The organism is Haloarcula argentinensis DSM 12282 (genome assembly GCA_000336895.1).
GTDB lineage: Archaea > Halobacteriota > Halobacteria > Halobacteriales > Haloarculaceae > Haloarcula > Haloarcula argentinensis.
Window position 1 is genome coordinate 1 of the sequence record AOLX01000005.1, and the last position, 11844, is coordinate 11844.

An 11844-nucleotide genomic window follows, 5' to 3' on the forward strand; every position below is an offset into this window, starting at 1 on the left:
CGTGGCGCATATCCATCGGCGTCGGCCCGGCGTGGTTCGCCTGACCCTCGAAGGTGACGTTCAGCCAGGAAAAGCCGAACACGCCTTCGACAGCGGCGACTGGGATGTCCTGCTGTTCGAGAAACGGCCCCTGCTCGACGTGCATCTCGAAGTAGCAGTGGATGTCGTCGGCTTCGCAGGGAACATCTCCTCTGTAGCCGATGCGTTCGAGTTCGTCGCCGAACCGCCTGCCCTCCTTGTCCTCGCGCTCGTACGCGTAGTCGAGGCCGAAAATATCACAGTAGACACCGCTGCCGAGCATATCCGGCTGAAAACGGACGCCCTCCTCGTTGCTCCAGGCGACGACCTCCAGCGGCCGTTCGGTCGTCACGCCGGCGTCGTTGAACGCCTCGATCACTTCCAATCCACCAAGGACGCCGATAACGCCGTCGTACCGACCGCCGTTGTACTGGCTGTCGATGTGTGACCCGAACAGCACCGGCGCGGCGTCGCCCTCTGTCCCGTCTCGGCGACCGAAGATATTGCCCATCGTGTCGATACGGACCTCCAGCCCGGCCTCGCGGAACCACTCGACCAGTGTGTCGCGGGCTGCCTTGTTCTCGTCGGACAGGCTCGGCCTGTTGACGCCGCCCCGTTCCGTCGCGCCGATCTTGTTGAACGTATCGAAACGCCGTCTGAACCGCTCGCTATCGAGACTGATGGATGGCATTGGATAGCTGTTCCGCGGTGTCGTCTTGAAGATTGCGTCGGGGTAGCGCCACACAGGCTGACAGACATGTGTGGCACGCGCTCGCCCGCTGTCACACACGGTTGAGACCACCGAAAGAGCCAAACGACCGTTCCGCGAGTCGGCAGACATGACCGAGCCGAGTGTCGCGTCTATCGCGTTCCGAGACGCGCGGGTGCTGGACGGAAGCGGTCGTCCGCCGTTCGCTGCGAGCGTGCGTGTCGCCGACGGTCGAATCGATGCCATCAGCGAGGCCCCGCTCGACGCCGACCGCGTTATCGATCTCGACGGGTCGTATCTCGCGCCGGGATTCATCGATATGCATGCGCATTCGGAGCTGCGGCTTTTCGAGAATCCCAGTGCCAAGGAGAAACTGACGCAGGGAATCACGACGGAAGTCCTCGGCCAGGACGGGGTTAGCGTCGCCCCGGTGCCGCCGAACCTCACCGACGAGTGGGCAGAGCGGGTCAAATCACTTGACGGCACGCTCGGCGAAACGTGGCCCTGGCACACCGTCTCCGGCTATCTCGAAGCGCTTGAATCCGCCGACCCAGCTGTCAACTGTGCGTACTACGCCCCACACGGCAACATCAGGTCGATGCTGGCCGGGTTCGAGGACCGCCCACTCAGCGACGAACATGTCGTCGCCGCCGGACCAGTCACCGATCAACGGCTGGACAGACCGAAGTCAGACCACGACACAGCGCCCGGTGAACTCGACGCGATCCGACAGGAACTCGAAGTAGCGCTAGAAGAAGGCGCGTTCGGTATGTCGAAAGGAATGATATATCCGCCGAGTTCGTACGCTCGCGACGACGAACTGGTGGCGCTTGCGGACACCCTCGCCAAGCGCGACTCGTTCATGATCTCTCACGTCTGGAACGAGACAGATCGCGTGGTCGAATCTATCGACCGGTATCTCGACATCTGCCGACGCGGCGGCTGTCACGCCCACGTCTCACATCTCAAGGTTGGCGGCCAGCAGAACTGGGGGAATTCCGAGGCCGTGCTCGACCTGTTCGACGACGCCATCGACCGTGGCCAGCGGGTCACCTTCGACCAGTATCCGTACACCGCCGGGTCGACGATGCTCACCGCACTGCTGCCGCCGTGGGCACGGCAGGGCGACTCAGAGGCCATCCGTCACCGTCTCAACTCCGCGGCGGTTCGCGACCGCATCGCCACTGACATCTCTCAGCCGGGTGACTGGGAGAACCTCGCGTACGCCGCCGGGTCGTGGGACAATATCCTTATTACGCGGACGGGGAGTGGCCGCTATCAGGGCGACACCATCGCGGCCATCGCTGCCGAGATGGGCCGCGAGCCGGTCGACGCGATGTGTGAATTGCTCGTCGCGGAGGAACTGGACGTGACGATGGCTGACTTCGTGATGGCCGAGGAAGACATCGAGCGGTTTCTCGCCGACGACCGCGGCACGTTCTGTACGGACGGCATCTTCGGCGGGAAGCCCCATCCTCGGGCCATCGGCGCGTTCAGTCGCATCCTCGAACGGTATGTCCGGGAGCGGGACGTGCTCTCACCGGAACTGATGGCGTACAAGGCCGCAGGCAACCCTGCCGATATCCTCGGCCTCAGGGACCGCGGCTACGTCCGTGAGGGATACATCGCGGACCTCGTGGTTTTTGACCTCGACTCGGTGGCGGCGAACGCGACCTACGAGAACCCGTTTCAGTTCTCCGACGGGATGGAATACGTTCTCGTCGGCGGCGAGATTGCAGTCCGAGATGGCGAACTGACCGGCGAGCGAAACGGCGACGTGCTTCGCTCTTATGAGGAGTGGGGCGGTGCGACCCGCCCCGAACTTGACCGCGCCGTTGACGACTGATTGGCTTATCTGTCCGCTCTGACAGATTGTCCGGTGAGTTGCCTATACGAATGCTCGCTACCGGCGGGACAGTATCGAAGCGGAAACGAACGGCGAACCTAGGCCGCTCTACTCCGATACTTCGGCGTCGACGGCGTCGACGAAACTGTTCATCTCTTGGAACAGGAACTCGTCGCTCTTGTCCTCGAACATCGAACCGGCCCAGACATCGAGGTCGCCGTTGACGATTTTCTCTTCCGTCTCGGCCACGGTGTCCTTGACCTCCTGCGGGACTTCCGGCCCCCACTCGTCGAGCGTTGGGAGGTTCGTCTCCATGCCGCCCCAGAAGGCATCGGATTCCCAGGTCTCGTCCCGAACCGCCGAAATGGTCGGGTCGTACACCTCTTCCCAGTTCCACACCGGGGAGATGAGGTAGTTGTCGCCGCCGAACTCGCCCATCGGCGCGTTGTAGCCGGAGGCCCACACGTCTGCCTCGTTTGCAGCCTTGACCGGTGCAGGGGAGTCCTGCTCCTGTGAGATAACATCACAGCCATCATCGATGAGTGAGTTGGCTGCCTGCTTCGAGGTCTGTGGGTCGAACCACGCGTTGACCCACCGGATTTTGAACGTCGCGTCCGGGTTCACCGACCGTGCACCGAGCGCCATGGCGTTGATTGAGCGGATAACTTCGGGGATTGGGAAGGCGGCGACGTAGCCAATTGTGTTGTTCTCGGTCACCATCCCAGCTGCTTGGCCGGCGAGATACCGGGGCTGGTAGATCCGACCCATGTACCGGCCCATGTTCTCCCGGGTCCGATAGCCGGTCGCGTGCTCGAAGTACGTGTCTGGGTACTGTTCCGCAATGTTGAACATCGGGTCCTGGTAGTTGAACGTCGTCCCGAAGACGATGTCGGCGTCACCCTGTGCGTACTGCTCGAACACGCGTTCCGAGTCCTCCGGCGCGACAGCTTCCGTGTACTCGGTTTCCAGCCAGTCGTACTTTTTGTCGACCGCCTTTCGCCCCTCGTCGTGGGCGTGGGACCACCCGAGGTCGCCCACCTCTGAGATGTACACCCAGGCAGCGGTGACGGAGTCGGACCCGGAGCCACTCTCGCCGGTCGTCGTGCCGTCAGCCGTGTTTGTGTCGTCGCTCCCGCCACTACAGCCGGCTAGTGCCGTTACTCCTGTCGCCCCAAGCGCACCCAGCATCTCCCGCCGCGATATCGTTCGGTTGGTATTCACCATTACTGAACTGGGTAGAGGTAGCGGAAACTCCTACTTAAGCGATACCATTCTTGACCTTGCAGCGAAGGAATACATTGGAACATAATTGGCCGGGATTCCTATTTATAGCTCAATAATACTACGAACGTTGTTATATTCTCCCGGGAGCCACAGCAACACACAGTCGATTAATGTCGTCGAAGACCGATGGCGGGGTCAGCTCGGGACCTCGCCCTCGACGGCGTCGACGTAGCTACTCATCTCCTGAAAGAGGAACTCGTCGCCCTCGCCTTCGAATGCCGAACCGGCCCAGACGTTCAGTTCTCCGTCGAGTATCGCCGACCGCGCCTCCGAAACGGTGTCTTTTGCCGCTTGGGGGACTTCAGGCCCCCAGTCGTCCAGACTACAGATGCCCGACTCGATGCCCTCCCAGTACGCGTCGGATTCCCAGGTGCCGTCCCTGACAGATTCGATAGTCGGCCCATAGAACTCCTCCCAGTGCCAGATCGGCGACGTGAGATAGTTCTCGCCGGCAATGTCGCCCATCGGCGCGTCGTAGCCGGTCGCCCAGATACCCGCATCGGCGGCTGCACGGAGTGCGGCGGGGGAGTCCTGATGCTGGGCCATCACGTCGACATCCTCGTCCAGCAGGGCGTTCGCCGCCTCGCTCTCGGTCGGCGGGTCGAACCAGGAGTTCGTCCATCTGACTTTCAGCGTCGCACTGTCGTTGACAGACGCGGCCCCGAGCGCGTAGGCGTTGATGCCACGGATGACTTCCGGAATCGGGAAGGCCGCTACGTATCCTAGCGTGTCTGTCTCCGTTACGGTCCCGGCTGCTTGCCCGGCGAGGTACCGGGGCTGATAGATCCGCCCCATGTACCGCCCCATGTTCTCCATCGTCAGGTAGCCGGTGTTGTGTTCGAAGTACGTATCGGGGTACTGCTCCGCTACCGACGCCATCGGGTCCTGATACTCGAACGTACAGCCGAAGATGATATCGGCGTCTCCCTGCGCGTACTGTTCGAACACCCGCTCGGAATCAGCGGGAGCGACAGCCTCTGTGTACTCCGTCTCCAGCCAGTCGTACTCCGCTGCGACCGCCTTCCGCCCTTCGTTGTGGGCCCAGGACCAACCGAGGTCGCCGACCTCCGAATTGTACACCCAGGCAGCGGTGACCGAATCCGTTCCGGACCCGCCATCACTGCCGGTCGCAGTACCGTCGGCAGCCCCGCCATCGGCGGTGTCGGTGGCCGCCTCGCCACCACCCCCGTCACCACCACTACAACCCGCGAGCCCGGTAATTCCTGCTGCCCCAAGTGCTGTCAGTAGCTCCCGTCTCGATTTGGTATGTTTCTTGTCAACCATTAACTAACCGGGTAGTCATTGCAGAAACAATAACTTAAATCGTTCCGTTCACGCAGCTTTCTCTATAACATTGTCCAAATATATGCTATAGATATGGGCTAATATCATAACTTGTGGCAACTACTTGAATCATATGTTCATACTATTGTTGGTACAGACAGACGGAACCCAGATCGCCAACGGACGCTAGCACACGACAACTGATACTTGGCAAATGTCCGCCATTTCCCGTTCTGGACGGCGAATATAGCTACCTTTGAAAACAATTATGCCACTACATTGTTGATACCCGCTCAAGATCAGAGAGCATGTCCGAAGACACCACGCTCAGGATGGAGGGGATTCTGAAGGAGTTCCCCGGGGTCGTCGCCAACGACCACGTCGACCTCTCCGTCGAGCGCGGGGAAATACACGGCCTCCTCGGTGAAAACGGTGCGGGAAAAAGTACGCTGATGAAGATTCTGTACGGGCTCTACTCGCAGGACGACGGCGATATCTATCTCGACGGCGAGCGACTCGACCTCGGGTCGCCACAGGACGCCATCGACGCCGGTATCGGGATGGTTCACCAGCACTTCATGCTGATACCGCGGCTGACCGTCGCCGAGAACGTTGTGCTTGGCGAACGTGAACCGGCCACAGCGTTTCGTAGCGATGCGGCGGATAGCTGGCTTCCGGCGGCCATCCGGAACAACAGCCTCGTCCAGTCGCTTGCCGGCCAGTTCTCGCTTGGTCTTGACGTGCCTGAACAGCGGATTCAGGATCTAGCGGACCAGTACGGATTTGATATCGATGTGAGCGCGAAAATCTGGGAGCTTGATGTGGGCCAGCAACAGCGCGTCGAGATACTCAAGGCGCTGTACCGGGACGTTGACCTCCTGATTCTCGATGAACCGACGGCGGTTCTCACTCCGACCGAGGCTGAGCGGCTCTTCGACTCGCTCGAACGGCTGACAGACGAGGGGCTTTCGATAATTTTCATTACGCACAAGCTCACTGAGGTCGACGCTATCGTCGACCGGGTAACGGTGCTTCGGGAGGGGCAAAACGTCGGTACTGCCGAAGTATCGTCAGTCTCTCGGGCAGACCTCGCGGAGATGATGGTCGGCCGGGAAGTGCTATTCGAAATAGACAGGGAAGCGGTCGACCTCGGCGAGCCAGTCTTGCGCGCACGCGGAGTCGAGGCCACAGACAACCGAAATATCGAAGCTCTTTCCGGCATCGACCTGACGGTTCGGCAAGGCGAAATCGTCGGTATCGCGGGCGTAAGCGGCAACGGCCAGAAGGAACTCGCCGAGGTCATGGCCGGCATCCGAGACGTGACTGCCGGCGAGCTCGTCGTCAACGGCGAGGACATCACCGGCGCGAAACCGAAGACGTTCGTCGATAGCGGCGTCTCGTTCGTCCCTGAGGACCGGCTTCAGTACGGCTGTGCTGAGGACCTCTCGGTGATGCACAACGCCACGATGAAGGATTTCAGGGACAGCCGGTTCGGCGACCGACCGTTCCTTGACTACGGGGAACTCCGCGAATACGCAGAGACGCTGGTCGAAGAGTTCGATGTCCGCGGTGTCAGCGACGTGACCGAGACCAAGGCCGGCGACCTCTCCGGAGGGAACCTCCAGAAGCTCATTCTGGCGCGGGAAATCTACCGCGATCCGGACCTGCTCATCGCGAACCAACCGACCCGCGGTGTCGATGTCGGAGCGATCGAGTTTATCAGGGAGACGCTGCTCGAACAGCGGAAAGCGGGAACCGGCATAATCCTCCTCTCCGAAGACCTCGACGAGATATTCGACCTGAGCGACAGGATTCTCGTCGTGTACGAGGGTGAGTTCGTTTACGAGACGACACCGGCCGAAGCCGACCGGGAACGGATCGGGCTGGAGATGACTGGTGGTGGCGACGACGAAGGCCAGATGGAGACGTCGCCGCCCCCGTCAGGAGTCACACAGGGGAGTGAGAGCTAATGAACGTCGCAGTAACCGTCGACGCACGCGAGGACAGTCCGGCCTGGCTGGCCTACGGGACGCCCGTGTTCACGGTTCTCGCCGCGCTGGCAGTGAGCGCCATCGCACTGGTCGTCCTCGACGTGAACCCTGTCGCGGCGTACAGGACGATGTTCGTCGAGACGCTCGTGACCGAGTTCGGTATCAGCGAGACGCTGACGAAGGCGATTCCGTTGATTCTTACGGGCCTGGCAGTGTATCTCCCACTGAAAGCGGGCCTGTTCAACATCGGTGCCGAGGGGCAACTCGTTGCCGGCGCGCTCGCGGGGACGTGGATCGGGCTGAACGTCTCGCTGCCGGGGCTCGCACTGGTCCCGCTGATGTTCGTCGCCGCAGCCGTGGCCGGCGGTATCTGGGCTGGTATCCCAGCGTACCTGCGTGCGAAGTGGGACGTCAACGAGATCATCACGTCGCTCCTGCTGACGTTCGTCGCGCTCGAAATCCAGAGCTACTTGCTCCGCGGACCGATGCAGGGCGGGGCCGGAAACTTCCCACAGTCGGACCGGTTCTCCGAGGCTGCGACGATTCCGGAACTGTTCGGCGGCGTCCACGCCGGTCTCCTCGCCGCCGTTTGCATGGTGATAGCGACGTACGTCCTGATGACGAAAACCCGGCTCGGGTTCGAAATCACGTTCGTTGGCTCGAACGACGAGGCCGCCCAGCAGGCGGGCATGAGCAAGTTCTACGTGTACCTCCTCGTGTTCGTGGTCGGAGGCGCGTTCGCGGCCATGGGCGGCATCAGCGAGATCGCTGGCGCGCAAGGTCGATACCGCGCGGGGTTCGAACCCGGATACGGCTTCACGGCCATTCCGATCGCGCTGCTCGGTCGCAACAGCGCGTTCAAAGTGATGCTCGCCGGCCTGTTCTTCGCCGTCCTGTTCGTCGGCGGATCGAGTATGGAAGTGGCATTCGGTGTGCCTGCGGCGCTGGTCGAGATCATCCAGGCGCTGGTCATTCTCTTCCTGATCACGGCGGAGTTCTTCAAGAGCTACCGTGTCGGTATCGACCTCAAACGCGGGCCAGCGGAGACACCAGCCCAGCCACAGCGAGGTGACGACTGATGGTGAGCTTCATCGCCGGCCTGCTCGATGCGACTGTTCAGGCGGCGACGGTGCTACTCCTCGCTGGGATGGGCGAACTCATCAGCGAGCGGGCGGGCGTCCTCAACCTCGGCGTCGAGGGGATGATGCTCGTCGGCGCACTCGGCGGATTCATTACGACCGTCGTCACGGGGAGCCACTGGCTTGGATTCGGCGTCGGCATCCTCCTCGGAATGGTGCTGGCACTGGTCCACGCGTTCCTCTGTATCACGCTGAAGTCGAATCAGGTCATCAGCGGCGTCATGCTGACGCTGCTTGGGACCGGGCTGACGACCTTTTTCGGCTCCGGCTGGGTCGAAGAGTCGATTAGCGGCTTCCCGCAGATGACGTTCCCGCTCGTCGGCCAGTACCTCGTCGGGATCCCGGTCATCGGTGAGGCCTTCTTCCGGAGTACGGCGACGGACTACCTCGCTCTCGGCCTGTTGGTCGTGGTCTGGTACTTCCTGTACCACTCGAACCTCGGGCTGGAGATGATCGCCGTCGGAGAGGACCCAGAGATGGCGGATACAATGGGGGTGTCCGTGTTCAGGCTTCGGTACCTCGCGGTGCTCATCGGCGGCGGGTTCGCCGGCGCGGCCGGCGCACACCTCTCGCTGGCCTTCTCGCAGCTCTGGGTCCCCGGCATGACCGCGGGTCGGGGCTGGATCGCCGTCGCGCTAGTCATCTTCGCACAGTGGCGGCCCCGCCGGATGCTGGTCGGAGCCTACCTGTTCGGGCTACTCGACGCGCTCCGCATTCGCTCCCAGTCGATCTCGCTGACGCTGGGCCCTGATGCACCTCTCGCGGGGGTTATTAATCCCATGGTCGAGTTCCTCATGACGCCACAGATCATGGGGACGTACCCGTATCTGGCGACGATTATCGTGCTGGCCTACGCCGTCATCCGGACCAAGAGCGACCAGCTTGCGGTTCCCTCGGCGCTGTTGCAGTCCTACAGTCGCGAGACGGACTGAGTGGTCCGCGACGCAGGCCAATACTGGCGGCCACACCTCCCACAGACCGTGTGTGTGGCCAAATCTATTTATCGGTATTCGGAGAATCCAGTATGTCTCATGAGCGCCAATCAGGTCTTCGAGAGAGGCGACCGCGTCGGTATCTACTTGCAGGACAAACACTCGCTAGAAGAGAACGTGGACCTTGTGCAGTACGCGGAAGAGCAGGGCATCGACGAAATCTGGCAGGCCGAATCGCGCCTGGCACGCGACGCCGTTTCCCCCCTCGGTGCGTACGCCGCAGTCACCGATGACATCAAACTCGGCACCGGCGTCATCAACAACTGGACGCGGAACGCGGCGCTGATCGCGCAGTCGATGAGCACGCTGGAGGAACTCGCCGGCCCGGACCGCATCATGTGCGGCATCGGCGCGTGGTGGGACCCGCTGGCAGAAAAAGTCGGTATCGACCGCAGCGGCGCACTGCGGGCGATGCGTGAGTGTGTCGAAGTAACTCAGGATCTGCTGGACATGGAGAACGTCACCTACGACGGTGAGTTCGTCCAGATGCGGGACGTAGAACTGGACGTGGTCCACGGCGACGACGGGCCGCGAACCGTTCCCGTCTACGTCGGTGGGACCGGGTTCAAGATGCTGGAACTCACCGGCCACTTCGCCGACGGCGCACTGCTGAACTACCTTGTCAGCCCGGAGTACAACGAGAAGGCCCTCGACGCACTGGAGACCGGGGCGGAGCGCGGCGACCGCTCGCTTGACGACATCGACCGGCCACAACTGGTCGTCTGCTCGATGGACCACGACGAAGAGAAAGCCCTGGACAACGCCCGCGAACTCATCACGCAGTACCTCGGGCAACAGCCCCACATTATGAAAGCCAGCGGCGTCAGTCAGGACCTCATCGACGAGGTGGGCGAGACTATCGGCGGGTGGCCGGCCGACAAGGACGATATCAAAGAGGGGATGCACCTCATTCCGGACGACGTGGTGCACAAACTCACCGCCAGCGGCACGCCCGAACAGTGTCGGGAGAAAGTCCGGGAGTACGCAGAGACGGGCTGTCAGTGCCCGATTCTCTATCCGCTTGGCGATGACCGGCGGCTGATGATCGACGAGTTCGCGGACGGCTACCTGTAGTCCGTTGGATCGATTCTCAATCGTCGTCGACCGGCGGCGCACCTGCTCCGGATTCGGCCGGACTCGGTTCTAGCCCAGCAGTGTATTCGGTCGGCCCCGTCCCGACACTCCCGCCGGGGAACACAATATTGAGAATGAGAGCGGCCATCCCCCCAGTGACGAGTGCGGACCCGAACAGCGTCTGTACTTCAGACGGGAAGTTCTGGAGAATTTCGGGGCGGAACGCGACGCCGAGGCCGAGCGCCATCGACATCGCGAGGATGGTTGAATTGCGGTGGTCTAGCTCGACGTTCTGCGTGATGAGGCGTGCGCCGGAGGAGAATATCATCGCGAACAGGATGAGCGCGCCGCCTCCAAGCACAGCGTCGGGCATCGCCGAGACGATTGCGCCGACCTTCGGGACGAACCCGAGTGCAAGCAGCACAACGCCCCCGATGCCAGCAACGTACCGGCTGGCGACGCCGGTGAAGTTCACGAGCCCGACGTTCTGCGAGAACGACGTATTCGGGAGCGCATTGAATACTGCGCCGAAGACGCTCATCACGCCGTCGGCGACGAGGCCACCGCGGATTTCCTCGCGGGTGGCGTCCCGGCCGGTCGCGGACACCGTCCCCGAGATATCCCCGATAGTCTCCATGCCGGTGATGATGTAGAGGAAGGCCACGGTGACGACGGCGCTTGGCTCGAAGGTGAGGCCGTATTTGAGCGGAACGGGAACCGTCACCCATCCGGCAGCAGCGACCGCTGAGAGGTCAACCACGCCCAGTGCAAGCGCGATGAGGTAACCTACGATGATACCTACGAACACGCTGATGACGCGGAGAAAGCCCTCGAAGAACTGGTTCAGCCCGACCGTGACGATCAGAACAAGCCCCGCGAGGCCGAGGTTCACGAAGGAGCCGTATCCCTCCGCTGACGGGCCGGCCGAGGCCCCTGCGGCGTAGTTCATTCCCGTGGGGATGAGGGTAAGTCCGATGAGCATCACGACGATGCCGGTGACAAGCGGGGGGAAGAACCGCCGGAACCGGTCGAACGAGACGCCCATGATGACCTCGACCGGCGCAGCGAGCAGTGACGCGCCGAAGACGGCGGCGATACCGAACTGATTGCCGATGCCGATAAGCGGCCCGAGAAACGCGAAACTGGTCCCCATGACGACCGGGAGCCGCGCGCCGACGGGACCGACCGGATACGCCTGGACGATGGTCGCGATACCGGCGACGATGAGCGCCATCTGGACGAGAAACGTCGTCTCCCCTGTGACAGAGCCGACGGCCCCCGCGAGGATGAGCGGGGGCGCGACGTTGCCCAGAAACATCGCGAGCACGTGCTGGATGCCGAGTGGAATTGCCTTCCCTAACGGCGGTTTGTCTTCGATATCGTACAGTACGACTGACTGCTGGTCTGTCTCTGGACCGCTCATGGGATGCCATCCAATCCCCTATCTTTTCAATCCACCTACTAGAATCCTTATACCAATATATGTGTTTAACTCTGTCCGATATCA

At 61.9% G+C, this 11844-nt stretch carries 9 protein-coding genes; 5 read left to right on the forward strand and 4 right to left on the reverse strand.

Going from position 1 to position 11844, the window contains the following annotated elements:
• Positions 1–709, reverse strand: a 709-nt coding sequence (locus tag C443_RS00730; protein WP_152422992.1) for a Zn-dependent hydrolase, incomplete at its 3' end; no start/stop codon positions are given.
• A 148-nt stretch (positions 710–857) separates the two neighbouring features.
• On the opposite strand from C443_RS00730, the gene C443_RS00735 reads away from it, so the two are divergent.
• A complete protein-coding gene (locus tag C443_RS00735; protein WP_049943834.1) occupies positions 858–2573 on the forward strand; it encodes an N-acyl-D-amino-acid deacylase family protein in 1716 nt (571 codons plus the stop codon).
• A gap of 108 nt (positions 2574–2681) precedes the next feature.
• Here the strand turns inward: C443_RS00735 and C443_RS00740 are convergent, their stop codons facing one another.
• Positions 2682–3797, reverse strand: a complete 1116-nt coding sequence (locus tag C443_RS00740) for a BMP family ABC transporter substrate-binding protein (RefSeq protein WP_005532857.1) — start codon at positions 3795–3797, stop codon at positions 2682–2684.
• A gap of 195 nt (positions 3798–3992) precedes the next feature.
• On the reverse strand, positions 3993–5141 hold the full coding sequence (locus tag C443_RS00745; protein WP_005532859.1) for a BMP family ABC transporter substrate-binding protein: 1149 nt from the start codon (positions 5139–5141) through the stop codon (positions 3993–3995).
• Between the two features lie 308 nt (positions 5142–5449).
• On the opposite strand from C443_RS00745, the gene C443_RS00750 reads away from it, so the two are divergent.
• The 4 genes from C443_RS00750 (at position 5450) to C443_RS00765 (ending at position 10337) form a co-directional block, all read left to right on the forward strand.
• Positions 5450–7111, forward strand: coding sequence for an ABC transporter ATP-binding protein (locus tag C443_RS00750; protein ID WP_005532860.1), 1662 nt, complete (start codon positions 5450–5452; stop codon positions 7109–7111).
• A complete protein-coding gene (locus tag C443_RS00755) occupies positions 7111–8211 on the forward strand; it encodes an ABC transporter permease (protein WP_005532862.1) in 1101 nt (366 codons plus the stop codon). The genes C443_RS00750 and C443_RS00755 overlap by 1 nt, the downstream gene beginning before the upstream one ends.
• Positions 8211–9203 (forward strand): ABC transporter permease, encoded by a 993-nt coding sequence (locus C443_RS00760; protein ID WP_005532863.1) that lies wholly within the window; start codon positions 8211–8213, stop codon positions 9201–9203. Before C443_RS00755 ends, C443_RS00760 begins: the two co-directional genes overlap by 1 nt.
• A 99-nt stretch (positions 9204–9302) precedes the next feature.
• Positions 9303–10337 (forward strand): LLM class flavin-dependent oxidoreductase, encoded by a 1035-nt coding sequence (locus tag C443_RS00765; protein ID WP_005532865.1) that lies wholly within the window; start codon positions 9303–9305, stop codon positions 10335–10337.
• Between the two features lie 16 nt (positions 10338–10353).
• Here the strand turns inward: C443_RS00765 and C443_RS00770 are convergent, their stop codons facing one another.
• The gene (locus C443_RS00770; RefSeq protein WP_005532866.1) at positions 10354–11760 is read right to left on the reverse strand and encodes a uracil-xanthine permease family protein; all 1407 of its coding nucleotides are present in this window, start codon (positions 11758–11760) and stop codon (positions 10354–10356) included.
• Positions 11761–11844: the final 84 nt, after the last annotated feature.

Coding starts and splice junctions, on each gene's coding strand:
- C443_RS00735 (WP_049943834.1), top strand. CDS start 858: ATGACCGAGCCGAGTGTCGCGTCTATCGCGTTCCGAGACGCGCGGGTG.
- C443_RS00740 (WP_005532857.1), bottom strand. CDS start 3,797: ATGGTGAATACCAACCGAACGATATCGCGGCGGGAGATGCTGGGTGCG.
- C443_RS00745 (WP_005532859.1), bottom strand. CDS start 5,141: ATGGTTGACAAGAAACATACCAAATCGAGACGGGAGCTACTGACAGCA.
- C443_RS00750 (WP_005532860.1), top strand. CDS start 5,450: ATGTCCGAAGACACCACGCTCAGGATGGAGGGGATTCTGAAGGAGTTC.
- C443_RS00755 (WP_005532862.1), top strand. CDS start 7,111: ATGAACGTCGCAGTAACCGTCGACGCACGCGAGGACAGTCCGGCCTGG.
- C443_RS00760 (WP_005532863.1), top strand. CDS start 8,211: ATGGTGAGCTTCATCGCCGGCCTGCTCGATGCGACTGTTCAGGCGGCG.
- C443_RS00765 (WP_005532865.1), top strand. CDS start 9,303: ATGAGCGCCAATCAGGTCTTCGAGAGAGGCGACCGCGTCGGTATCTAC.
- C443_RS00770 (WP_005532866.1), bottom strand. CDS start 11,760: ATGAGCGGTCCAGAGACAGACCAGCAGTCAGTCGTACTGTACGATATC.